Source organism: Lipingzhangella rawalii (genome assembly GCF_031628175.1).
GTDB lineage: Bacteria > Actinomycetota > Actinomycetes > Streptosporangiales > Streptosporangiaceae > Lipingzhangella_A > Lipingzhangella_A rawalii.
This window is the reverse complement of the sequence record NZ_JAVLVT010000001.1, coordinates 490440-514359: the sequence shown is the minus strand read 5'-3', so window position 1 is coordinate 514359 and position 23920 is coordinate 490440. Positions and strand designations below refer to the sequence as shown.

Here is a 23920-nt window from a genome sequence, read left to right as displayed (position 1 = left end):
GGCTCGTTGTGAAGGGTGTCGATTCCAGCGTGGCGTGGGTGGCGCCCCTCCGCCACCCACGGCACGCACCGACCCGCGCGGGGGCGGGTGCGTAGAGTCGAGGGTATGGGCAGTGAGCCAGGTGAACGGACCCGCGTCCGTGCGGAGGTCGCCCGGACCGATGCGGAGATGGGTGAGGTTGCGGCGGGCGAGCGGGCCTTCTTCGACAGTCTGCCGCGCAGTCGTGGTGTGGCGGCGGCCCTGCTGTACACGGGGGACGCTCGGGTGCTGGTGGTCAAACCGACCTACAAGCCCGGATGGACCCTGCCGGGTGGAGTTATCGAGGCCGGAGAGTCTCCGTTGGCGGCGTGTCGGCGGGAATGCGGTGAGGAGCTGGGGTTTGTTCCGGCGTTGAGCCATCTGGTGGGGGTGGACTGGATGCCGCCACACAGCAGCCCCGATGGGCGCGCAGCCACGGCGTTCGTGTTCGTGGGGCACGTCGCGCACACGGTGGTGGATCAGGTGCGGTTGCCCGCTGAGGAACTCAGCGCGGTGGAACTGGTGGTCGCGTCTCGCCTGGGGAACTATCTGCCACCGTCGTTGCTGCGGCGCGTACGCAGCTGTCTCGATGCGGCAACGACGCCGGGGGTGACCGTCTATCTGGAGCACGGTGTCCCGGTGGATCCCGCTGCCAGCGCCGGAGGTCAGTCGTGCGGGGGCCACAGCGCCAGCAGGTGCTGGTGACCGAACATGCGTGCGGTCTGCGCGGCCGTGGGGGTGCCGGCGTGTGCGTCGGCACCGTGGTCGACCAGGATGCGCACCACCGTGTCCTCACCTTTGAACACCGCTCCGGCCAGCGGAGCCTGATCCCGGTCATTGCGCCGGTCCACGTCGGCACCATGGGCACACAGCAGCTCCACGACCTCGGGGTGACCGTGGTAGGCCGCCAGCATGAGCAGGGTGTCGCCGTTGTCGTTCGTCATGTTGACGGGGATCCCCGCCTCCAGGAACGCCCGCAGGCCCTCCAGATCCCCGCGGCGGGCCGTGTCGAAAACCCGACTGGCGAGTTCGATCAGGGCGGCCTCATGGGTGTTCTGGCTGTCGTGGCTGGGCTGGGTGCTGTACTCACTCACGGCGCCCAGCCTAGGTGCCGCGGCCGCTCCCGGGGGTGGCCTGAAGTCGGCACGGGGGGTGGGTCGCGAACCTCGACTTCACATTGTCTGAATTGTCGGTATGGTTCGGGATCATCGTGAGAGGAGCGAGACATGCGACATCTTCTAGGTTGTGTGCTGGGACTCGTACTGATTCCGGTTGTTCTCGTCGTGCCGGGCTGGGGCGCCCCCCGCCTGTTGGAGATCGCTGGGTTCAACGGCACCCTGCTCAGCTTCACCGGGGTGTCCACGGTGGGAGCACTCACCGTGCTCACACTGGTGGTGGGACTGTGTCTGGTCAGTACCCGGCTCTCCCCGCTCGCGCCGGGACTGCCCGCCCTGGCCCTCGCCGGCGTGACCGTGGCGCACATTGCGGCTCCACAGCTGCTGACCGGGCTGCTTCCGTATCCGGACGGGATGCAGGCCCTGGTGCGCAGTGTGGACCAGCTGGTGACCCTGGGCCTGTACCTGCCGGTGGCGGCAGCGCTGTTCCTCCCGGTGCTACTGCCGTCCCGATGGCGTGGCCGGGACCCCGACGATGTCGAGGACTACCTTGATGACTTCTACGACGAAGACGAGCGCTCGGCTGGTGACGAAGAGGCCGTGCAGGCGGGCCGTGACCGCTACTCGGGGCGGCGCCGCGCCGAGCCCTGACCCGCCTCGGCTCAGGTCTGCGGTGGCGGCTGGGTGCTGGCCGCGTAGCGCCAGGTGGTGCCCCACTGGGCCGTAACGCAGGCGCTCGCGGGTGGTGGTGGAACCAGTCCCCTGCCCGGAGGGGGTGGACTGGACGGGGCCGCGGAGGGTGCAGGCGCCGGGGGTGGTTGTGGTGGCTGCGGCGCGGGCGGCGGGGATGGTGGGGCGCTATCCGCGGGGACATCGACGTTGTCCAGCAGGGAGCGCAGCTGCGCGAACTCGGGCAAGGCGTGTGCCAGGCGTTGCGCTCCGCCGTACAGTTCGGCGTGCAGGTCGGGTTCGGCGGCCAGGTGGGACCGGACTTCGGTGTCGCCGAGCATCGACACGCCGGCGGCAGCGAAACGGCGGGCGGTCCACCAGGCCATGGTCGCGCTGCCCGCCGTGGTTCCCAGGACCGTGGCCACGCGTTCCTCGTCGGCGGTGGTCAGGGCTTCGGGTTCGATGAGTGGTCCGTCGCCGGTCTGTTCCCAGGCCTCAACGAAGCGGGTGGCCGCCTGGGCCGTGCTGGCCAGGCTCCGCAATACCAGCAGGCCCACCGATCCGGCGCGGGCTCCGGTGTCGACCATGGCACCGGCCACGATGGCGAGGTCGGCGGCATCGCCGGGCAGGATGCCGGGATTGGCGATGACGGGCCCAATTCGGGCGATCGCGTCCTCGCGTGCCTGGGCGTCGACCTGTCCCGCCAGCTCGAAGGAGTCACGGACGTGGGTGGCGAACCTGTGGGTGTCCTGGGACTCGGCGGCGTCGATGAGTCCCAGGACGGCGGTGCGGAATGCGTCGGTCACGCAGAAATGGTGCCACAGCTGTCGGCGGGGATTCACGGGTGGTGGGGTTGTGGAGCGTCCTCCCGGCTGGGCGGGGTCTCCGGGTGTGCCTGTCCGGCGTGTGGGGGCCTGCGATGGCGGTTGTTCCGTGCCGGCAGGGTCCACGGTGATGTTTTGTGGGTTTCTGTGCTGGCTTGTGCCTGACGGCGGTTGATTTTCGTTAGCTACCCGGAGTGTTCCTTTTATCCGTAAACGCGAATTTCATGCGTCGTGGGTGGGATCCTCGGCGTGGACGCGGATGTGGTTCCTACCTCGCTGTCACGCATTGTGGCGGTGTTGGGTGCCGGGTAGGGTGCCGTCATGTCCATTTGGAAATCGTCCGATCGTTATGGGCGGGTGTGTGAGGGGCTGACGATGCTCCAAAATCAGGGACTGATTGAGGGGCTGGAAATCAGTCGCACCGATGCGTCTGGACGGCGCAACGACGCACCGTTCACGGTGAAACTGCCCTCGGGAACGATCAGTCTCAGCGAGGATGAGGCGGCGATGTTCCTGCTTGGTGCCAGCACCGTCTTCTTCGGGTGGTACGCCCAACAGCCGGTGTCCCGCTTCAACCGGAAATAGGTGGTCCACGCGTCCCCCCGACACGGCCCCGGTTGCCCGGGTGGGCAACCGGGTGCACGGCCGCAGCACCAGCCGAGGCCGCGGCGAGGGCCGGCGGGCTCAGTAACTGATGGCTTCCGCTCCCAGCAGGCTCTTGACCTCACCGGCGAACTCGGGGCCAGGGGTGACCGGGTAGTCCGGAAGTGACCACGTTGTGGAGGTGTCCGGGCCCGTCACCCTGACCCGCACCGGGGTCTGGCCCCGATGCCCGGTCAGGGAGCGCTTCAATTCCTGCACCAGCTCTTGGGTGATCTGGCGCTCTGCCAGAGTCAACACGACCGGCGGCTCGCCCTCGCCGATCGCGATGTCGGAGATGTCGAGAGGGCTGAGTTCGGAAGCGAACAGGCTGTAGGTTCCGTCCCGCTCGTTGACCCGGCCCTTGATGGTGACCGCACGATCTTCCACCAGCTCCTCGCTGTACAGCGGGAACGTTTTGGCGAAGAACAGGACCTCGATACTGGCGTCCAGGTCCTCCACGGTGATGATCGCCCAGGGCTGCCCGTTCTTGTTGGTGCGCCGGTCCACCTTGGCGATCATGCCGGCGATGCGCACCTCCCCTTCGCTCTTGTCCCCGGCGACAACGCGGGCGATCGCCATGTCGCAGTTGCGGGCCAGGATCCGTTCCGCCCCCGCCAGTGGGTGACTGGAGACATACAGCCCCAGCATTTCCCGCTCCAGGGCTAGCATCTCCTTGCGGGGCCACTCCTCGGTGTCGAAGTCCAGATCCAGCCCCAGGGGCGTGGCGGCTTCCTCGTCCTCGACGGCGCCGAACAGGTCGAACTGCCCGATCGCCTCCTGGCGTTTGGTGGAGGTCACCGCTTCGATCGCCTGTTCGTGCTGGAGGTGCAGCCCCTGGCGACTGTGCCCCAGTGAATCGAAGGCGCCCGCCTTGACCAGTGATTCCACAACGCGCTTATTGCACACCCCCAGTTCCACCTTGGTGAGGAAGTCGGCGAAACTGGTGAACTTGCCCTTCTCGTCACGGGTGGCGATGATCGACTCCACCACGTTGGTTCCGACGTTGCGCACAGCACCCAAGCCGAAACGCACGTCGGAACCGACCGGGGTGAAGCGCAGACCCGAGTCGTTGACGTCGGGCGGCAGCACATTGATGCCCATGCGTCGACACTCGGCGAGATACACGGCCATCTTGTCTTTGTCATCAGCCACCGAGGTCAACAGCGCGGCCATGTAGGCGGCTGGATGGTTGGCCTTGAGATAGGCGGTGCGGTAGGACAGGATCGCGTAGCCGGCCGCGTGGGACTTGTTGAAGGCATAGCCCGAGAAGGGCAGCATGATCTCCCACAGGGTGTCGATCGCATCCTGGGAGAACCCGTTGTCGCGCATCCCGGCACTGAAGGTGACGTACTCCTTCTCCAGCGCCTCCTTCTTCTTCTTGCCCATCGCCCGACGCATCAGATCGGCGGCCCCGAGGCTGTAGCCGGCCAGCTGCTGGGCGATGGCCATGATCTGTTCTTGGTAGACGATCAGGTGGTGGGTCTCGTCCAGGATCGGATCCAGGGCCTGTTTCAGCTCCGGATGGATCGGGACGACCTCTTGGCGCTTGTTCTTGCGGTCGGCGTAGTCGTTGTGGGCGTTGGCCGCCATGGGCCCGGGCCGGTACAGGGCGTTGACCGCGGTGATGTCGGAAAACTGGGTGGGAGCCATCCGCCGCAGCAGCGCCCGCATCGCCGTGCCGTCCAGCTGGAACACACCCAGTGTGTCGCCACGCGCGAGCAGCTCGTAGGTGGCGCGGTCGGTGAAGGGCACCTGTTGCCAGTCGATGTCGACGCCTTCGTTGGCGCGCACGTTGTGCACCGCATCGTCGATGATGGTGAGGTTGCGCAGGCCCAGGAAGTCCATCTTCAGCAGGCCCATTTCCTCACACTCCGGGTAGGGGAACCCGGTGATGATCGCGCCGTCCGTATCGCGCTTGTGGACGGGGATCACGTCGATGAGCGGCTCAGCCGACAGGATCACGCCTGCGGCATGCACGCCCGTCCCACGCGTCAACCCTTCGAGCCCGGTGGCGGTCTCCATGACCTTCTGCACATCGGGCTCGGACTCGATGAGGCTGCGAAGCTCGGTTGCTTCGGCGTAGCGTTCGTGATTTTCGTCGTTCACGGCAGCCAAGGGGATCTCCACCCCGCCCACCGGCGGTGGGAACGCCTTGGTGATCTTGTCGCCGAGGTTGTAGGGGAAGCCCAGGATGCGCGTGGCGTCCTTGATGGCGGCCTTGGCCTTGATGACGCCGAAGGTCAGAATCTGGGCGACGCGCTCTTCTCCGTAGAGGTCGGTGACGTAGCGGATCATGTCGCCGCGTTTACGTTCGTCGAAGTCCAGATCGATATCAGGCATCGACACCCGCTCGGGGTTGAGGAACCGTTCGAACAGGAGCCCGTGCTCGAGGGGATCCAGGTCCGTGATCCCCAGCACGTAGGACACCATGGAGCCGGCGGCCGACCCTCGCCCCGGCCCCAGGGCGATGCCGTTGTCGCGAGCGTGGCGACAGATGTCGGCGACCACGAGGAAGTAGGCGGGAAAGCCCATCTCGGTGATGATGCCCAGCTCGTGCTCGATGCGTTCGCGCACCTCCGTACTGGCCCCCTGGGGGTAACGCATCGGGATGTTGTCGTCGATCATGCGGCGCAGCGCGGTGCTCTGGGTTTCCCCTTCGGGCACCGTGAATCGTGGCATCAGGTCACGGTGGGCGAAAACCTCGTCGTAGGCGCCGTCCTCCACCATTTCGCTGACCAGAAGCGTGTTGGCGCACCCCTGGCTCCACTCGTCGAAATTGTTGAGCCCGCGCATCTCCTCAGCGCTCTTGAGGTAGTAGCCCGACCCGTTGAAGCGGAACCGGTTGGGGTCGTCCAGGTTCTTGCCCACCCCCACGGCCAGGAGTGCGTCGTGGGCGCCGGCCTGGTCCTCGGTGACGTAGTGGCTGTCGTTGGTGACGATGGGTTTGAGCCCCAGGTCCTTGGACACCTTCAACAGCCCGGAGCGCACCTCGCGTTCGATGTCCAGTCCGTGGTCCATCAGCTCCACGAACACGTTCTCCTGACCGAAGATGTCGCGCAGCTGGGCGGCATAGTCCAGGGCCTCCTGCTCCTGGCCCAGGCGCAGACGGGTTTGGACCCCGCCGGAGGGGCAGCCGGTCGTGACCATGATGCCCGCACTGTGTTGCGACATCAGCTCCAGGTCCATACGCGGCTTCATGTAGTAGCCCTCGATGGAGGCCAGGGAGGACAGTTTGAACAGGTTGCGCAGCCCGGTGGCGTTGCGGGCCCACATCGTCATGTGGAGATAACGGCCCTTACCCGAGATGTCCTTGCCGCCCTCGGCCGCATCGTCGCCGTCACGGGCGCGCCCCCAGAACACCTGCTTCTTGTGGAACCGTGACTCCGGGGCCACATAGGCCTCGATCCCGATGATCGGCTTGACCGCGTGTTTCTGGGCCTGCTGGTAGAACTCGTAGGCGCCGAACATATTGCCGTGGTCGGTCATCGCCACCGCGGGCATGCCCATCCGCTCGGCCTCCGCGAACAACGGCACGAGCTTGGCGGCCCCGTCCAGCATGGAGAACTCGGTGTGCACATGCAGGTGAGCGAAGGAATCGGCCACGACACAGCTCCTCTAAGCGGGAAATGAGCAAGCGGGAAGTGAGCCTCCACCCTAACGCGCACCACCCACACACCGTGGGTACTGTTCCTCCCCGCACGCGTCCCGTGTCCCACCGCTTCCACCTGCTAGCGACGTCGTTGGGCTGCGGGGATTACAACCCGAGACGGGTCACGGCATTGTCGTCGAGCGGATGGGCGGTACGGATGTAGTCATGGACGGTGCGTGCATTGGACCACCGGCCCTGACGCATGATCTCGCGGTCGGCCGCGCCACTCAGCGCGGCCTGGGTTGCGAAACCCGCGCGTAGCGAGTGCCCTCCAAACTGGGCCGGGTCCTCGCCGGCACTGGCGGCGTACCGTTGGACGATCCGCGCGATCGAGCGGCCGGTGAGGGCGCGGTCGGCGATGTGGCCGTGGCGGTTCACCCCACGCAGTACCGGCTGGCCGGATCCGTCGGCGAGTCGGGTGCCGCTGAAGCCGACACAGCGGTGCTGGGACCGTGTGCGAGCCTCGGTGTCGAGGAGCGTGCGCACCGCCGTGCTGCCCCCGTCGTGGTGGGCCTCCAGGACCTCCACCCAGGCGGCGTAGGCGCACACCGGGCAGGTGCGCACCTGGCGGCCCCGTGGCAGCGCGACCTGCTGGCCACGGCGCGCCTGGGGATCGGTCTTGGTTGCGGCCAGGTGGAGCACCAGCAGGGGATCGCCCGTGGCCGGCTCTGCGCCGACCGTGATGTCGTCACAGGTCACTCCCGCCAGTTCGCTTCGGCGGAGCGCACCGGCGAAACCGGCCAGGAGCAGCCAGGCGTCCCGTCGTCGCGTCACGCCACCGGGAAAACCTGGGGCCGGGCGGCAGTCCAGCAGCGCCTCCAGGGTGTCCACCACCACCGGGCGTTTGCGGCTGGGCTGGCTGCGCCGCTGACGACGGATGCCCCGAAGGGTCATGCGCACCACGTCACTGCGGGTGGGTGCCGCCAGGCCGTGGGCCCCGTGCACTGCGGCGATGGCCGCGGCACGGCGCTCGAGGGTGGCGGGGGACAGGGCCCAGACCCCGTCGCGTTCGGCGTGGGCTCCGGCCGCGAGGAACACGGCGACGTCGACCGGGTCGGCAGGTAGGGACTGGCGACCCTCGGCCAGGCACCAGCGGCAGAAGGTGAGCCAGTCGGCACGGTAGGCCCGCAGGGTGTTGGGCGACTGCGCGGAGCTGAGGTAGCGGGCCAGGGTGCTGGCCTGCTGGTCGTCGAAACGCTGCCGGACGGTGTCCAGTGCGGCGGTGTCCACGAGAACACTGCCGGGGTTGGTCTGGTGCAGGCGGGTACGAACTTCGGCCGGGAGGGTTTCCGCCGTGGGGCTGGTGTCGGTCACGATCCCAGGGTGGCCGATCACGGGCGGGTATGTCGCCGGAGGAGGACTGTGTGGCGCAGACCTCAGCTCGGCCCCAACAGCGTGAGCCAGATGCCGAAGCCGATGGAGAGCAGCAGCGCACACCCGAACAGGGCGGCGGCGATCCGTCGACGTAGCCACAACGCCAGGCCGGACCCGACCAGCGGGGCGAACACGCCACACACCACCATCGCGGCGACATAGCCGCGCAACGCGGTAACCGACGATTGGGGGACCTCGGGTTGGGTCTGGGCCCAGAACCCTTCGGCAAGGGTGAACAGCAAGAACAGGGGGGTGCCGACGGCCCACAGCAGGACCAGCAGAACCCACACGGCGACGGGCCAGCGGGCCCGCGGTTCGATGGCCACGGGGGTGCGGCTGATGCGGAGCCCCGACAGGGGACCGATCGGGGGCTCCATTCCCTCGTCGGCGGCCGCGGTAGGGGCATGGGTGGGGGGCGCATCCCGGGTGTGTGCACGGGAACGCTTTCTGAGGGGACGCTTCTTCTTCGGGGACACCCGTTCCTCCGCATCGCTGCCGGCTCTGCCCGCCAGCCTAGGACCTCACGTGATGTCCCGTGGTGGTGCGGTGTGGGCCTGCCTCGATTGACGTTCGCCTCCAGGCCAAGGACTCCACCTCGGCAAATGCGGGCCTGCTGCTGCGCAGCGGAGATGGTCGCCGCCGCGTTGGTGGTGGGGCTTGGCGCGCGGGGTCCTGCGTTGGCAGGAGGCAGGAACTACGCCTGGAACACGACCGTGACAACTATACCGTCTGGACGGTATAGTTGTCGTGGCCTGGGGTCCTGCGGATTCGGATCGGGGCCCCGAGGTCGACCATGGATACGGAACGAACAGGAGAGGACGGTCATGTCTCGCAGCCAGCATGATGTGGTCGTGGTGGGCGCAGGCTTCGCGGGATTGTCTGCGGCTCGTGCCCTCGCCCGGCGCGGCTACGATGTGGTGCTGCTGGAGGCCCGGGACCGAGTCGGCGGCCGCACCCACACGCGCTACCTCAGTAACGGAACCCAAATCGACCTGGGCGGCCAGTGGCTCGGGCCGACACAGGAGACAATGTACGCACTGGCCGCCGAGTTCGGGATCGCAACGTTTCCCACCGCCAGCCACGGCAGCCCGGTCTATCGGATCGGGGACCGTCAGCTTGAGGAACCGCCTGCCGCGGTGGATCGACTCCTCCAACGCGTTGACAACCTGGCCCGCGACATCGATCCGGACCGTCCCTGGGCCAGCGCGAACGCCGCCTACTGGGACTCGATCACTCTGCGCGGTTGGTTGGATGCCCAGGATGTGGGTACGCCTGACGAGCGTGCCCTGGTGGGGCGCATGCTGGCTGGCGGACTCCAGACCGTCGAGGCGGCCGAGGTGTCTATGCTGGGGCTACTGTTCTACGTGCGCAGTGGCAACGGGGTGGAACGCCTACTGAACATGCGGGGTGGGGCACAGCAGGATCGGGTGTTCGGCGGCCCACAGGCCATTGCCCAAGCCATGGCCGACTCCCTGGGCAGCGAGGTGGTGCGCCACAACCAGCGGGCCCGCCGGGTGGAGTGGGACACCGGAGTCACCGTGCACACCGACACCCACACGTTTCCTGCACGCCAGCTGGTGATGGCCATCCCCGCCCACATCGTCCCCGAGCTGGATTTTTCCCCGCCACTTCCGGTGACCAAGCAGATTGCCCTCCGGTCGTTGCTGCCCGGTATCGGCCTCAAGCTTCACCTGGTGTATCCCACACCGTTCTGGCGTGAGGCGGGACTGTCTGGGCAGAGCAACCATTCCACGGGTTCCATCACCGAGACGGTCGACAACACCGTTCCCGGTGACGAGCATGGTGTGCTGACCGGTTTCGCCTATGGGGTCGACGCCCTGGCGTTGCGACGCCTCTCCCCCACCCAGCGCCCACAGGCCGTGGTGGAGAGTCTGTTGCCCGTGTTCGGGCAACAGCTGCGGGAGTTCACCGACTTCGTGGAGTTCGACTGGTCGACCGAATCGCTCACCCAGGGCTGTTTCTCCGCGCGCTTCGGCACCCATGGTTGGATGAGCCACGGGGCTGACCTCATGGCCGTCACCGGGCCGCTGCATTGGGCCGGAACGGAGTACGCCACCGTGTGGAACGGGTACTTCGAAGGCGCGGTGCGGTCAGGGGAGGCCGCCGCCCGTGCCGTCGCTGAGCAGCTGTGACCCCGCGAGTTCGGGGCGGGGGTCCGGTGTCCCACCTGGGTGACCGTCGGGTAGGGTCGGCTGACTGGCCATGGACACGGCCCCGCCTGCGTCGCGCAGGCGTGGATCGCCGGGCAGACGTCAACGCAGTGAGGGAGGATCCCGGGCGTGACCCAGCTGGAGACACACTGGGTGGTGCTGATCGAGGAGGAGAGCAACCGCCAGCAGAATGGCCGTCAGGTCCTCGACTGGAGCCGCAAGGTAGCCTTCACCGACCAGGAAGACGCGCGTGCCGAAGCCTGGCGTCTGGCCCACACTCACGTGCCGCAGCATCCCTATCGTCCGCAGCGCCGGCAGGTGATCCGACACAGTGAGGACGACTACACGGTCATCGTCGACGGTGCGATGTCCACCTTCCACTTCCGGGTTCAGGTGGGCGAGTCTTTCGCCACGACCCTGGTGGACTGAGCTCGGCAACGGCGCGAGATGCGTGGCTTGCGCCGTCTACTGCACCACGGTCCACTCCACCGTGGTGATCCCCTGATCCAGGTCTGCGATCTCGTCGAACGCCGCGCGGGACAGGTCCAGACACCGTCCCTCGATGAACGGCCCCCGGTCGTTGATGCGCACGGTGACCTGTGCGCCGGTGTCCGGATTGGTGACCTCGACCCGGGTGTCGAACGGAAGCGTTCGGTGCGCGGCCGTCATCGCGTCCGGGTCGAACCGCTCGCCGTTGGCCGTGGGCTGGGGGTTGGAGTAGTTCGACGCCTCGCAGCGGCCAGCCCCGTCCTCGTGCGCCGGCTCCCCCGGCCTGGCCTCCGTGGTGTCCTCGGTACTGCGGTGCCCCCGGGCACGAGCCTGATCCTGTTGCCGCTCCGCCCGCTCACGTTGGGACGTGGGCAGCGCGGTATCGGCCAGGGAGGCGTCCTCGGCAAACAGGGATGGTGTGGCCACCATGGCTGAGGAGGGCGGTGGGGCCTCCCCAGTGGATCCGGCGGCGTACCAGGCCACCATGGATCCAACGGCCGCCACGGTCGCGGCGCTGACGCCCAGTGCGACGGGGCCGCGCCGGCGCCGGGATGTCGATGGTGCAGCGGGCTGGCTGCGCACGGCTGTGTTCCTCGCCTCGGGGTCGGTGTTGGGTACCACGGTCCACAGTCAGGGCCGGGCACGTGCTGCACACTCTACGGATAACGAGTCAATAACGGGGGCGGTTTCGATGAATCGCAGACCAGATTATGAAGTATGTACCTAAATGTCCGAGTTATGTGTGGGTGTGTGTCGGCTCATCCCCGGATCCCTCGACACGGACGGCGGGACGGCACCTCACCACTCCCCTCCCCCACGGGCACACCACCGTCCAGCCACGGGGCATGGCCCACCGCTCCCGCAGTCGGCCATGCCCGCGGCGCGGCCAGGCGTAGGGCTGGCCGTAGGATCGCAGCCACGCGACGCACACCCACAACGCACATCAGCCACACCGCCGAGGGGAGCCACCATGCGCAATCGAGAACTGGGCACCCAGGGACTCACCGTGGCCGAACTGGGGCTTGGTTGTATGGGAATGACCTACGCCTACAGCGGCCGCGACGACGCGGAGTCTCGACGCACCATCGAACGGGCACTGGAACATGGGGTCACCATGTTCGACACAGCGGACATATACGGCCCCTGGAGCAACGAGGAGCTTCTCGGCCCGATCCTGCGGCCGCACCGGGAACGGATCGTGTTGGCCACCAAGTTCGGAATCGAGGTCGGCCCCGACGGCCGCCTAACCGAAAGGGTCAACGGTCGCCCCGAGTATCTACGCCAGGCGCTGGACGGTTCCCTGCGCCGACTGGGTGTTGACCACATCGATCTCTACTACCAGCACCGCGTGGACCCGGACGTGCCCATCGAGGAAACCTGGGGTGCCATGGCCGAACTCGTCACGGCCGGCAAAGTCCGGTACCTCGGTATTTCCGAGGCCGCGCCGGAGACGATCCGGCGTGCCCATGCCGTGCACCCGGTCACCGCGCTCCAGAGCGAGTACTCACTGTTCACCCGCGACATCGAAACCGACGGGGTATTGGCCACCCTGCGTGAGCTGGGTATCGGTCTTGTGGCCTATAGCCCCCTAGGCCGGGGTGTGCTGTCCGGCACGATTCGCAGCGGCTCCGACCTGCCCGACGATGACCGGCGTCGCCGCATGCCCCGGTTCCAGGAGGAGAACCTGGACCGCAACCTAGCCGTTGTGGGGCGCCTGTGTGCGCTGGCGGAAGCCAAGGGGGTCACCTCGGCGCAGCTGGCTCTGGCCTGGGTGTTGGCCCAGGGCTCGGATATCGTCGCGATTCCCGGAACCAAACGTCGCAGCTACCTCGAGGACAATCTCGCGGCCGCGGAAATCACACTCAGTATCGACGACCTGGCCACGATCGAGCAGGCTGCCCCCGTCGGTGTGGCGGCCGGAGCACGCTACGACGCGGGTCCGATGCGGCGGGTGCGTCTATAGTCCGATCCCTGACTTCTCCGATGGGCGCATGTCACGAAATACTGGTCCTGCGGCAGTGGAGAACCTGGAGGTGCGATGTCCCCCCACGCGCCACACGAGGAACCATCCCCGGAGCTTCCTCCGGGGATGTCGGCGCTGCGACACGACGATCCGGCCTGGATCGGGTCGTTACGGGTCGTGGGACGCCTGGCGGCCACGCCGACCGGCCCCGTGTTCGCCGCCCTGACCAAGACGGCTACGTGTCTTGCGGTCCAGACCCTCGAGGTCGGACCGGACGGCGAATGCGAGGCACCGTCGTGGTTCTCCCAGGCCGTTGAGCGGCGGCAGGCGGTCGGCGCGACGTGTGTGCCCCGCATCGTGGAATCCGATCCCACGGCCCAGCCTCCCTGGCTGGCTACCGAATTCGTGGCCGGACACAGCTTGGCAGCCTACGTTCGTCGCTACGGCCCCCTGCCCGAACAGCACCTGATGTCGTTGGCTGTGGGGGTTGCCGAGGCACTGGCGGCCCTGCACGCCGCCGGGAACATCCACGGTGACCTCACGCCGGAATCCGTGATTCTCAACCCCAGCGGCCCGGTCCTGCTGCCGGGTGACCTGGCTACGTTTGCAACCGGTGCTGATGTCGCCACAGGCGCTCCACAGGACATGCGGGACTGGGCCCACCTGGTGGTCGATGCCGCAGGCGCAGCGACCCCAGAGAATGCGTCGGATGTGACCGCCCAGGATGATCTTCCCGAGGGATTGCGCGCCATTGTGGCCGAAGCCCTGGCCGATACCGCCTCATTGCGGCCCACCGCTGCCTGGGCCACGGACGCGCTGTTGGCCGCCGCCGGTTTCACCGAGGAGGAACGGTCGCGGCAATCCTTCGCCTGGATGGTGCGTGACCTGCTTGATCTCGCCTGGAGTGACATTGACGGCGCCGGCCACGATCCCCATCAGTGGCGTGCTCTTGCCTCGGCACCACCGCGCCAACCAGAATCCGAAGCATCGGGGTGGTTCTCGGGCCAGGACGTCCCCGTCGAGGAGGGAGCGCCGGGCAGCGCGGACAGCGCGGACGGCGGTGTTGACTCCGGCTCGGGTCCGGCGCGGCATCGGCCCGGGTGGCGCGTGGCACTGGTGGGGGGCGGCCTGGCCGTGGTGCTGACGTTGGCCCTGGGCGGCTACCTGGCCCTGAACGGAGTGGGGGGCGCGGCCGAGGAGCCAGACGCGGACGCAGGTACGCCCGAGACGCCCCCCACCGTGGATCCGAGCCCTGCCGATTCCCCGGATGACGATCCTGAGGGGCAGCCGGTGCAGTTCGGGAGTCTGACGCTGCACGTGCCCGACGACTGGGATGTGGACGTGCAGACCGCGGGGGTGAGCGTGCCGGGCGCACTCGAGATCGACACCAACAACCCGGCCTGCACGGAAGCAGGGATTCGCGATACCTACATTGCCGCGCTCAGCGAATGCGGTGTGATCGTCTTCTACGGGCCGGAGCGCATCCAGGGGCTGGATCAGTTCGCCGACGAGCCGGCCGTGGCCAGTCTCGCCGAACCGCTGAGTCAGGACCATCCGGCCCACCCCCTGACCGGGGAGGCACCACCGTGTCACCCGGCCATGGAGATGTCCGAGACACCGATGACTGCGGGCCAGGATACGGATGTGCAGTCCGAGGACTTTGCCGCGGTCGGTGAGCATGAGGCTCACTACCGCGAGTGGCTGCGTCCGTGCTTTGGCGCTGGCCAGGAGGCAGGGGGCCAGCAGCAGACCTACGTGCAACGGGACTGGTACCTGCCCGAGGAAGAGGTCTACATCGTCGACGAGTGGAACACCGACGAGCTGCCCGCGGTGCTGGCCGACGCCCGGTCGTGAACCGGGGCGAGCCCGCGGGCTACCGGGCCAGGGCCACGGCCTCGACCTCCACGAGTTGGTGGTCGTAGCCGAGGGCGGCGACCCCGAGCAGGGTGCTGGGTGGGTCGTGCTCCCCCAGGTGCGAGCGCACCACAGTCCAGGCTGCCACCAGGTCTCCCTGGTCTGCGGACGCCACGTAGACGGTGGTCTTGACGATGTCGGTTCGGTCGACCCCGGCGCTGTCCAAGGCAGCCTTCAGATTGTGCATGACCTGGTGCGCTTGGCCGACGTAGTCGCCGGGGGCAACCGTATTTCCGTCGGTATCCAGGGGGCAGGCTCCTGCCGTCCACACCGCTCGCGCCGACGGCAGATCCACGACGGCGGCGTAGGCATAGTCCACCTGGTCGGTGAGTGTGTCGCTGCGAACGAGTGTCACGGATTCCGGCATAGAGACCTCTCCCCTGGGGATGGCTGTGGCACGTATGTGGCACAACGGGGCATGCGCAGCGAGAGTTCCCGCCCACCCCGCGGGGGCGCGTGGCTGTGGTTCCTGATCCCACGCTCGCGGAGGCTGGCCGAGGCACGAAGGGGACCTTTCCTCGGTGTGGTGGGGTGGCGCGCAGTAAGCTGAGCACGGTCGCCCCCGGGACCGGCGAAGGGAACCACCGTGTCCAGAGTCCAGCCCCGAGCCCTGGTGCGTGCGCCCAGTCCCCTCCTGGCGGAGGGCATCGTCACCCACATCGACCGGAGTCCGGTTGATGTGGATGTGGCACGCGAGCAGTTCTCGGCCTACTGCGCCGTTGTGGAGGCCGCCGGGTGGCAGCTGCGGGAGGTGGAACCGGCGCCCGACCACCCGGATTCGGTGTTCGTGGAGGACACCGTGGTGGTCTGTGACGACCTGGCGGTGCTGACACGGTGCGGCGATGACCGGCGGCGCGGCGAGCTGGTCGGGGTCGAACGGGCCCTGGCCGGGCTCGGGATGGAGCTGGCTCGCATCGAGGCGCCGGCCACCCTGGACGGTGGGGACGTGCTCCAGGTGGGCACCACCGTCTATGTGGGACGCAGCGGCCGTACCAACAGCGAGGGCATCCGGCAGCTGGGCCGGCTGCTGCACCCCCGGGGACGTACGGTTGTGCCGGTGCGTCTGGGTGCGGTACTCCATCTGAAGTCGGCGGCGACGGCGTTACCGGACGGAACGATGCTGGTACGGTCCGACCACTGGGCTGCGGGGGCGCTCCCCCACCCCCGTGTGGTCGTTGAGGAGGCCGGCTGCCATGTGGTGCCCCTGGGCGGGGACGAGGTGCTCATCAGTGCCGCGGCTCCCCGCACTGCTGCGGAACTCGCCGATCTCGGTTTCGTCCCGCGGGTTGTGGACATCAGCGAGTTCGAGAAGCTCGAAGGATGTGTCACCTGCCTCAGTGTGCTGCTGCCTGGCACGGGGTGAGGCGATGCGGGGCGCTGGTGGCGCCCCGCAGGGGCTCGGGGACGGGACTCAGGCGGCCTCCGCAGCCAGGTGGTGGTCCCGGTTGTTGGCTCCACGACGCCAGTAGCCATCGATCTCGGCGTTGTGGCCCCGCACGAAGCCCTGTTCTTTGAGGATGCGGCGCAGCGGCTTAAGGGTGAGCGCTTCCCCGGCGCACCAGGCGATTCCGGTGCCCGGTGGGAGGGGGGTGGTACGCAGTGCCTGGTGGAGCAGGCTGCTGGATCCGGCCGGCGCGCCGTCGCGACTAAGCCACGTGATGTGGGTCGTGGCCGCGGTGGTGATGGTCTGCTCCTCGCTGGGGGCGGCGACCTCCAGGAAGGCGAGGGCGGTGCTGTGTGCGGGAAGTTCCTCCAGGAGACGGGCAGCGGCGGGAAGTCCTGTTTCGTCGGCGACGATGAGGTAGTAGTCGGCGGTGCGGTCGAGGTGACGGGTGCCGCGGGGGCCCAGGACGCCGATGCGGTCACCGGGGGTGGCATGGAGCGCCCAGCGCCCCGCGGGGCCGTGGTCGTGGGCGACGAAGTCGATGGTCAGCTCCGCGCGTTCCGGGGCGTAGTGCCGCACGGTGTAGTCGCGGAAGGTCAGGTTTGGGTCGCGGAAGTTCCAGTGGCCCTCGGCATCGGGCTGGGGAAGCCACAACTGTCCCGTGTTCTCGTCGGGGAAGAAGAGTTTGACGTGGTCGTCGTGGTTGTCGGTGCGAAAGCCGGACAGTTCTGCTCCAGTGAGGACTATGCGGATCATGCGGGGGGTGAGGCGGTGGGCGGTGCGCACGGAGAGTTGACGGGCCTGCACCGGGTACAGCTCGACGCGGGACGAAGCAACAGACATCCAATGATCCTTAACTAAGGCTAACCTTAAACTAGGTAAGCCTTACCTTAACTCACTTGGGGTGTGTGCGGAACCGGAACGGCTCGGTCCCCGCAGGGACCACCCCTCAAGCCCGGCCACTGCTCCACTCCCGGTACAGCAACCACACGAGATAACTGCCCCCCACCACAGCCGTGACCACGCCCACGGGCAGCTGGTTGTCCGGAAGGCCATGCTGGGCGAGCAGGTCCGCGGTGACCAGGAGACTTGCTCCCATCGTTCCGGCCCCAACCAGACTGGGGCCGGTGGTGCGGGCCAGACGCCGAAACAGCTGGGGCGCGGCCAGCGCGACAAACGAGATCGGCCCGGACACGGCGATGGCCGCACCGGTGAGGGCCGTCGCCACCAGCAGCGCCACCGTCTGGGTGCGCTGGGGAGCCACCCCCAGCCCCCGGGCGGTGTCGGCCCCCATCTCCATCAGCCGTAGGTGCGGCGCCAGACTCACCAACACCGGCGTCAGCACAACGACACCGACCAGGATGGCACCAACCTCGCCCCAGCCACGACCATTGAGGCTGCCCACCATCCACACCTGGGCGCTCATCGCGTCCGTGAGCTCGGCGCGGGTGAGGAGGTAGTCGCGCACCGCCAACAACATGGCGTTGACCCCGATCCCCACCAAGACCAGCCGATACCCCTGCACCTCCTGCTTCATCGCAAGCAGGTACACAACCAGACCGGTGATCATCCCCCCGGCGACCGCGCCGAGTGACACGTGGGTCATCGTGCCGCCCACCACCAGAATCACCGCGACGGCGCCGGTCGCCGCTCCCCCGGTGAAACCGATGATGTCGGGACTGCCCAAGGGGTTGCGGGTCAAACTCTGAAATACCGCACCCGCCACACCGAGCGCGAAGCCGACCAACAACGCGGTCACCATGCGGGGCAGGCGCACCCCCTGGACGAAGAACACGTCCAGGTGTTCGCCCCGCCCCGCCAGTGCCGCGGGGACCCGCTCCAGGGGGACGGGATAGTCCCCCAGAACCAGGGAGGCTGCCCCCACGATCACGCAGACCAGGAACAGAGCCAGGCACGCCACAACCGAACGGGGATGCACGATCACGGCGATCCCGCCCCGGTGCAACACAGGGCCCGGCACCACCCCCCGAGGTGGCTGTGCCGCGCGTACTGGGGACATGGTCTCGCGGGTCACAGAGCTGCCAACTCCTTTCGCCGGACCATGGCAATGAACACCGGGGCACCAACCAAGGCGGTGATAATGCCAACCTCGAGCTCCCCCTGGGGCAGGACGATGCGCCCCAGCGTGTCGGCGCCGGTCAGCAGGATTGCCGCCAGCAGCGCCGAGGTGGGCAGAATCCAGCGCTGGTCAATGCCCACCAGGGCCCGGGCCATATGGGGAACAACCAGTCCAACAAACCAGATCGGCCCCGCAACGGCCGTGGCCGCCCCGCACAGCAGGACGATCGCGAGCGCGGTGACCATGCGGGTGCGTGCGGTGCGCGCCCCCAGCGCCGTGGCTACGTCCTGCCCCAGAGCCATGGCGTTGAGCGACGGCCCCAACAGCAGCCCCAGAACCAGGCCCACCGCGAGGAAGGGCCCCACGAGGACGAGCATGTCCACGTCACGACCGGTCAGGGAGCCGACCTGCCAGAACCGCACGCGGTCGAAGACGAAATCGTTGAGGACGATGACTCCGTGGATCAGGCCTTGGAGGACCGCAGCAACCGCGGTGCCCGCCAACGCCAGGCGCACCGGCGACGCCTGGCCACTGCCCCGGGTTCCCAGGATGTACACCACGGCCGCGGCGATACCAGCCCCGACGAACGCCAGCCACACGTAGTCGTCGGGGCTGGTGATACCGAACACGAAGATGCCAAGGACCACGGCGGCCGCCGCCCCGGAGTTCACACCGAGAATCCCGGGCTCAGCCAGTGGATTGCGGGTCAACGCCTGCATCAGCGCTCCGGCCAGGCCCAGTGCGGCCCCGACACATACCCCCAACACGGTGCGCGGGATGCGAAGCTCGTGAATGACGGTGTGCTCATAGGAGCCGTCATTGTGCACCAGCGCCGCGCCGACAGTGGCCGGTGTGATCGCGTTGGCGCCCACAGCAATACTGAGCAGCACACACAGCCCCAGCACTCCCAGCGCGGCCACCAGTGTGGCCAAGCGGATCAGACGTCGCGGCACCACAGATTCCCGTCACACGAACCGAGGATGGACTTAGCGAAGCCTAACCTATATCTGTCAGAGGTGGGGGGTGGGGGTGCACGTAGGCCGCGCTCACCCGGCACCAGGACCAGACAGCGCCCGTCGCCCGTCGCACTCCCTACAGACCCCGACACACCGCCGCGTGCGGGGATCACCTCCCCGCACAGCTGGCACAACCTACGGTGTGTGCATCGGTATCGACCGGACGCTACCGTGACGTGTCGACGCGCCACCGAGCGCCGACCCACCAAGGAGCCCACTCGTGTTGGTTCTGGCTCACCTCAGCGACACCCACATCGACGGGGGCACGCGCACTCAGGAACGCACCACCCGCGCCCTCGACCACATTGCCCGGCTGGCAACACCCCCGGATCTCGTCCTGATCACCGGCGACATCACCCACCGCGGCACGCCCGAGGAATATGCCCATGCCCGCCAGCTCCTGCTCGGCCCCAGCCCTATCCTGACCCTGCCCGGCAACCACGACGACAGGGCCAACTACCGCCGCCACCTCCACGGCCTCACCGCGAGCGACACCCCCGTCAACGCCGTGCACCGCCACGGCGGGGTCGTGTTCGTCCTCCTCGACTCGGTGATTCCCGGCAGCAACGCCGGCGAACTCAGCGCCGCCACCCACACCTGGCTGGACCACACCCTCGCCGACAACGCCGACGAGCCCGTCTTCCTGTGCCTCCACCACCATCCGGTGCCGCTGCACATGCCGTTCGTGGACCAGTGGCCCCTGCACGGGGCCGAGAAACTGGCGGCCCTGCTGGAGCGACACCCAAACGTGGTCGCCGTGGTGTGCGGACACGCCCACACTCCCGCCGTCACCACCTTCGCCAACCGCCCCCTCCTGGTCGCCCCCGGGCTGGCCTCCACCGTACGACTGGCCTGGGAAGAGGGACACCCCCAGGACTACGACCACCCCGCACTCATCGCCTTCCATACCTACGAACACGGCCGCATCACCACACACTTCCGCGCGGTGTAGCCGCTGGGGGTGGGGCCGCCCACCCCCAGCGTGCTAGGTTCTCGCCTATGAAGGCTGAGGAGTACCAGGCCCACGATGCGACCGCGCTGGCCCAGCTGATCCACACCGGCGAGGTCAGCGCCGCCGAGGTCACCGAGGCCGCGATCACCCGCGCCGAGGCTGTCAACCCGAGCCTCAACGCCATCGTGGTACCGATGTACGCCGAGGCTCGCCACGTCGCCACCAAGCCCGGCACCGGTCCACTGTCCGGGGTTCCCTTCCTGATCAAGGACCTTTTCCAGGACTACGGCGGCTGGCCGACCTCTGCCGGCAACGCCGCACTGCGGGACATGCCTGTGCCCGAGCATGCCGAGATCGTGCGCCGCTGGCTGGACGCCGGTCTGGTGGTCTTCGGCAAGACCAACCTGCCGGAGTTCGGCGCCAAGGGCGTCACCGAACCCCTGACCTTCGGCCCCACCCGCAACCCGTGGAACCTGAACCACACGCCCGGTGGTTCCTCCGGCGGTTCAGCCGCCGCGGTCGCCGCCGGCATCGCACCGGCGGCCGGCGCCAACGACGGCGGCGGATCCATCCGAATCCCGGCGGCCTGCTGCGGCCTGTTCGGTCTCAAACCGGGACGAGGGCGGGTCCCCACCGGGCCCCGCTGGAGCGACCCGATGCACGGGGCCGCGGTCAACGGGGTCATCACCCGCACCGTACGGGACAGCGCCCTGCTGTTGGACATCATGGCCGGCCCCGAGCCCACGGCACCGTTCGCCATCGCCCCACCCGAACGCAGCTACCGCGCCGAACTCGACCGCGAGCCCGGCCGACTGCGCATCGGCGTCACCACCCGTTCCCCACTGGACAGCCGCGTACATCCGGAAGCCCACACCGCGGTCACCTCCACCGCCACGTTGCTGGCCGAACTGGGACACGAGGTGGAGGAAGCCGAACCCGACATCGACGGTCACGCACTCACCGACGACTTTCTGACCATGTGGTTCGCGCAGATGGCCGCATTGGTGGACTGGGTCAAATCCACCACCGGCTGTACGGACAGTGCCTTCGAACCCGACTCGCTGATGCTGGCGGCCACCGGCCGCGCCACCTCCGCGGCAACCTACGTGCGCGCCCACACCCGCTGGCACGACCACACCCGCGCGCTCCTCAACTTCCACCGCACCTACGATCTGCTGCTCACCCCCACCATCGCCGGCCCCCCGGTCACGATCGGCCGGCTCGACCCGCCGGAGTGGCTACGCAACGCCGAACGGCTCCTGGTGCGCGCCCACGCCGAACGGATCGTGGCCGCCACCGATCTGGTGCTGCGCGAGGTTCGCACCAACCTCGCCGCCACCCCCTTCACCCAGCTCGCCAACCTCACCGGAACCCCGGCGATGTCTGTCCCCCTGCACTGGACCGAGAGCGGACTTCCCCTCGGTGTTCAGTTCGGGGCGCCGCCCGGCGGCGAAGGTCTCCTGCTGCGCCTGGCCAACCAGCTGGAACAGGCCCGCCCCTGGTCCCACCGACGTCCCTCCGGGCTGAGCTTGTTGTCTCGCGGCCCGGCTTAGGCCCTACCCCTGGGGCCCGCGCGGGCAACGAGGAACTCCGTGAGCGGGGCCTCGACCGGCCGTCCCGGCTCGGGTCGAAAACCGGGGGCCGCATGATGTGGCACCAGCGCCGACCGTCCCGTGGCCGGGCAAGCACAGGAAGGCTGAACACGTTCAGCAGTACCATCCGGCCACTGTCGGGATGGCAGTCCCCGGTGGTGGCCCTGGAGAGTGATAGCAGTGAAGGCGCCCAGAGCCAGCGGGCCGGACCAGAGGCCCATCCTGGCCCCAGGGCGGGCAGCAAGGTGGGGCCAGCCCTGGGGCCGAGGCCACGGGGTGGTGTGCCCGCCGACGGACGTGTTGATCGGGACCGCGGGACGGGCTGCCTGCGGGGCGACGTGACGCCCGTCCTGGCTTGGCCCCCGCAGGGAGGAGGACGAACGACATGGTGCCGAACCAGGTCGAGATCGTCGGTGCCGTTGGTGTGGAGCGCGGGACGGACTACCTGCGCCCCTGGCGGCTACCACCCGAAGACATGGAGCTGCATCATCCCCGCCTGGTGGCCGCCGCCAGCGGCAGCAGCGGGGTGCGGCTGCGGTTTCGCACCACAGCCTGCGCGCTCGGCATGGACGTCGAGCCGGTGGGCCAGTCCGAACGCCTCGACGGTCTACACCCGCCCTACCAGCTCGTCATCAACGGGCGGGTACAACCGGTGGTTCTCGGTCCGCCCCACCGCAGCGTGGTGCGTTTCGACGGTGTGGAACCGGCGGGGACGATGAACAACGTCGAACTGTGGCTGCCGGAACTGGCCGGAGTACGGCTTTACGACCTCGGTTCGTTGGACGGTGCGCAGATCGAAGCGCCCTACCCCACCGGCGCGCCACGGTGGATCGTCTACGGCAGCAGCATCACGCATGGGCTGCTGGGGGCGCCAGCGCAAACCTGGCCGGCGGTGGCCGCGCGCCGACTGAGACGGGAGGTCACCAACCTGGGCTTCGCCGGCGAGTGTCATCTCGACCCCCTCGTCGGGCAGATGATCGCCGAACGTCCCGCCGAGTTCATCACCCTGAAGCTGGGCATCAACGTGCACAACTGGCAGTCCCAACGCGAACGCGCGTTCCGTCCCGCGGTGCATGGCCTGTTGGCTACCATCCGGTACCGTCAGCCATACACGCAGATCACGGTGGTGTCTCCCATTCACAGCCCCCCGCGCGAAGCCTCCACCGACACCGTCATCGACCTGAACGGCCAGTCCCTGTTCCGCGCCTCCGGTGATCTCACCCTGGAACAGATGCGCGACATTCTCGCCGAGGTCGTGCACACGCGGCGCCGCCGCGGAGACACGGCCCTGCACTACATCGACGGGCAGGAACTACTGGGAAAAGACGACACCGCGCATCTGCTCGACGGGCTGCATCCAGACCAGGCGGGCTTGGAGCTCATGGGCGAGCGCTACGCCGAGCGGGCACCGGCCTGAGCAGCCACACCTGCCCCATTCCTCGGCCGAGGCAACACCACCCCGGCCATGGTCGTGTGTCCCGCAGGGCCTGACCTCCGATCCCCCACACCAACAGTGGGTGCCCTGGCTCGAATCCGCCCGTGCGTCCCGGGGCGACAGTGGCCACCCGGATCGCATGCCCAACGCCGCGGCGCCCCGCACCAGCCCGGGTCAGCCGGCGTCGAACACCTCACCGATCCCCTCGGGGATGGATTCCACGAACTCAACGACCTCGCCCACCGCGTCGTATCCGTCCTGGAGGCACTCCACGGCCGTGGCCGAACCACACACGTTGTCCGCACCGAAGACCGTGTCCAACGGCAACAAGAACACCACCAGGCCCAGCCCAAGGAGCACAGCCACAGTGACCAGACAGCCCACACCGGAACAGCAGCCGCACCCCGACATCGCCCCACCCCGGGGTTTCCCACCCTGCGGCTGCCGGGGTGGCCGCGGCCCTTCGCCTGGTGGGGTAGCCTCATCCGGGCCCTGACCACCACCAGGATCGGCGTAGCCCTCCTCTTCCTGGCGACGCCGCTCCTCCTCGACCAGGCGACGTTGCCGCTCTGTCAGCCGATCGTCCTCCGGCCATCCGTGCTCACTCATCCCAGATCGCGCCTTCCCGTTCAT

General features: G+C 68.2%; 22 protein-coding genes. 11 read left to right on the top strand and 11 right to left on the bottom strand.

Annotated elements, in window-relative coordinates; all coding sequences use genetic code 11:
* Positions 1 to 105 precede the first annotated feature (105 nt).
* The gene (locus RIF23_RS02320) at positions 106 to 723 is read left to right on the top strand and encodes an NUDIX hydrolase (protein ID WP_310910641.1); all 618 of its coding nucleotides are present in this window, start codon (positions 106 to 108) and stop codon (positions 721 to 723) included.
* Here RIF23_RS02320 and RIF23_RS02315 read toward each other — a convergent pair.
* Positions 684 to 1112: an ankyrin repeat domain-containing protein gene (locus RIF23_RS02315; RefSeq protein WP_310910640.1), complete on the bottom strand. Its 429-nt coding sequence runs from the start codon at positions 1110 to 1112 to the stop codon at positions 684 to 686. The two genes, RIF23_RS02320 and RIF23_RS02315, sit on opposite strands and share 40 nt — an antisense overlap.
* A 132-nt stretch (positions 1113 to 1244) precedes the next feature.
* On the opposite strand from RIF23_RS02315, the gene RIF23_RS02310 reads away from it, so the two are divergent.
* The gene (locus RIF23_RS02310; protein ID WP_310910639.1) at positions 1245 to 1784 is read left to right on the top strand and encodes a hypothetical protein; all 540 of its coding nucleotides are present in this window, start codon (positions 1245 to 1247) and stop codon (positions 1782 to 1784) included.
* Positions 1785 to 1795: 11 nt separating this feature from the next.
* Here the strand turns inward: RIF23_RS02310 and RIF23_RS02305 are convergent, their stop codons facing one another.
* A complete protein-coding gene (locus RIF23_RS02305; RefSeq protein WP_310910638.1) occupies positions 1796 to 2608 on the bottom strand; it encodes a hypothetical protein in 813 nt (270 codons plus the stop codon).
* Between the two features lie 393 nt (positions 2609 to 3001).
* Here RIF23_RS02305 and RIF23_RS02300 point away from each other — a divergent pair, with 393 nt between their 5' ends.
* A complete protein-coding gene (locus tag RIF23_RS02300; protein ID WP_310910637.1) occupies positions 3002 to 3211 on the top strand; it encodes a hypothetical protein in 210 nt (69 codons plus the stop codon).
* Positions 3212 to 3310: 99 nt separating this feature from the next.
* Here the strand turns inward: RIF23_RS02300 and dnaE are convergent, their stop codons facing one another.
* From dnaE to RIF23_RS02285, 3 genes are all read right to left on the bottom strand, one after another.
* Entirely contained in the window at positions 3311 to 6871 is a 3561-nt protein-coding gene (gene dnaE, locus RIF23_RS02295; RefSeq protein WP_310910636.1) for a DNA polymerase III subunit alpha, read from the bottom strand.
* A gap of 151 nt (positions 6872 to 7022) precedes the next feature.
* Positions 7023 to 8231, bottom strand: coding sequence for a site-specific integrase (locus tag RIF23_RS02290; RefSeq protein ID WP_310910635.1), 1209 nt, complete (start codon positions 8229 to 8231; stop codon positions 7023 to 7025).
* 62 nt (positions 8232 to 8293) lie between these two features.
* Positions 8294 to 8767 (bottom strand): hypothetical protein, encoded by a 474-nt coding sequence (locus tag RIF23_RS02285; RefSeq protein ID WP_310910634.1) that lies wholly within the window; start codon positions 8765 to 8767, stop codon positions 8294 to 8296.
* A 348-nt stretch (positions 8768 to 9115) separates the two neighbouring features.
* On the opposite strand from RIF23_RS02285, the gene RIF23_RS02280 reads away from it, so the two are divergent.
* Together RIF23_RS02280 and RIF23_RS02275 are read left to right on the top strand one after the other, a co-directional pair.
* On the top strand, positions 9116 to 10444 hold the full coding sequence (locus RIF23_RS02280; protein ID WP_310910633.1) for a flavin monoamine oxidase family protein: 1329 nt from the start codon (positions 9116 to 9118) through the stop codon (positions 10442 to 10444).
* 147 nt (positions 10445 to 10591) lie between these two features.
* Positions 10592 to 10891, top strand: coding sequence for a hypothetical protein (locus tag RIF23_RS02275; protein WP_310910632.1), 300 nt, complete (start codon positions 10592 to 10594; stop codon positions 10889 to 10891).
* 36 nt (positions 10892 to 10927) lie between these two features.
* On the opposite strand, the gene RIF23_RS02270 is transcribed toward RIF23_RS02275, so the two are convergent.
* A complete protein-coding gene (locus tag RIF23_RS02270; protein WP_310910631.1) occupies positions 10928 to 11533 on the bottom strand; it encodes a septal ring lytic transglycosylase RlpA family protein in 606 nt (201 codons plus the stop codon).
* 388 nt (positions 11534 to 11921) lie between these two features.
* Between RIF23_RS02270 and RIF23_RS02265 the strand changes: the two genes are divergently transcribed.
* Together RIF23_RS02265 and RIF23_RS02260 are read left to right on the top strand one after the other, a co-directional pair.
* Positions 11922 to 12914, top strand: a complete 993-nt coding sequence (locus tag RIF23_RS02265) for an aldo/keto reductase (RefSeq protein ID WP_310910630.1) — start codon at positions 11922 to 11924, stop codon at positions 12912 to 12914.
* A 75-nt stretch (positions 12915 to 12989) separates the two neighbouring features.
* Positions 12990 to 14768, top strand: a complete 1779-nt coding sequence (locus tag RIF23_RS02260; RefSeq protein WP_310910629.1) for a serine/threonine-protein kinase — start codon at positions 12990 to 12992, stop codon at positions 14766 to 14768.
* A 19-nt stretch (positions 14769 to 14787) separates the two neighbouring features.
* Here the strand turns inward: RIF23_RS02260 and RIF23_RS02255 are convergent, their stop codons facing one another.
* On the bottom strand, positions 14788 to 15195 hold the full coding sequence (locus RIF23_RS02255) for a RidA family protein (protein WP_310910628.1): 408 nt from the start codon (positions 15193 to 15195) through the stop codon (positions 14788 to 14790).
* Positions 15196 to 15414: 219 nt separating this feature from the next.
* Here RIF23_RS02255 and ddaH point away from each other — a divergent pair, with 219 nt between their 5' ends.
* The gene (gene ddaH / locus RIF23_RS02250; RefSeq protein WP_310910627.1) at positions 15415 to 16191 is read left to right on the top strand and encodes a dimethylargininase; all 777 of its coding nucleotides are present in this window, start codon (positions 15415 to 15417) and stop codon (positions 16189 to 16191) included.
* A gap of 48 nt (positions 16192 to 16239) precedes the next feature.
* On the opposite strand, the gene RIF23_RS02245 is transcribed toward ddaH, so the two are convergent.
* From RIF23_RS02245 to RIF23_RS02235, 3 genes are all read right to left on the bottom strand, one after another.
* Complete coding sequence (locus tag RIF23_RS02245) at positions 16240 to 17055, bottom strand: siderophore-interacting protein (protein ID WP_310910626.1); 816 nt, start codon at positions 17053 to 17055, stop codon at positions 16240 to 16242.
* Between the two features lie 106 nt (positions 17056 to 17161).
* Positions 17162 to 18232: a FecCD family ABC transporter permease gene (locus tag RIF23_RS02240; protein WP_310911213.1), complete on the bottom strand. Its 1071-nt coding sequence runs from the start codon at positions 18230 to 18232 to the stop codon at positions 17162 to 17164.
* A gap of 11 nt (positions 18233 to 18243) precedes the next feature.
* Positions 18244 to 19245 carry a FecCD family ABC transporter permease gene (locus RIF23_RS02235; RefSeq protein ID WP_310910625.1) on the bottom strand — a complete coding sequence of 334 codons (1002 nt, stop codon included), beginning with the start codon at positions 19243 to 19245 and terminating at the stop codon, positions 18244 to 18246.
* Positions 19246 to 19528: 283 nt separating this feature from the next.
* On the opposite strand from RIF23_RS02235, the gene RIF23_RS02230 reads away from it, so the two are divergent.
* The 3 genes from RIF23_RS02230 to RIF23_RS02220 all read left to right on the top strand — a co-directional run bounded on the left by RIF23_RS02230 (position 19529) and on the right by RIF23_RS02220 (position 23269).
* Positions 19529 to 20260 carry a metallophosphoesterase gene (locus RIF23_RS02230; protein WP_310910624.1) on the top strand — a complete coding sequence of 244 codons (732 nt, stop codon included), beginning with the start codon at positions 19529 to 19531 and terminating at the stop codon, positions 20258 to 20260.
* A 47-nt stretch (positions 20261 to 20307) separates the two neighbouring features.
* Positions 20308 to 21813, top strand: coding sequence for an amidase (locus tag RIF23_RS02225; protein ID WP_310910623.1), 1506 nt, complete (start codon positions 20308 to 20310; stop codon positions 21811 to 21813).
* Positions 21814 to 22237: 424 nt separating this feature from the next.
* Positions 22238 to 23269 (top strand): SGNH/GDSL hydrolase family protein, encoded by a 1032-nt coding sequence (locus RIF23_RS02220; protein WP_310910622.1) that lies wholly within the window; start codon positions 22238 to 22240, stop codon positions 23267 to 23269.
* Positions 23270 to 23461: 192 nt separating this feature from the next.
* Here the strand turns inward: RIF23_RS02220 and RIF23_RS02215 are convergent, their stop codons facing one another.
* Entirely contained in the window at positions 23462 to 23896 is a 435-nt protein-coding gene (locus tag RIF23_RS02215) for a hypothetical protein (RefSeq protein ID WP_310910621.1), read from the bottom strand.
* Between the last annotated feature and the right edge of the window lie 24 nt (positions 23897 to 23920).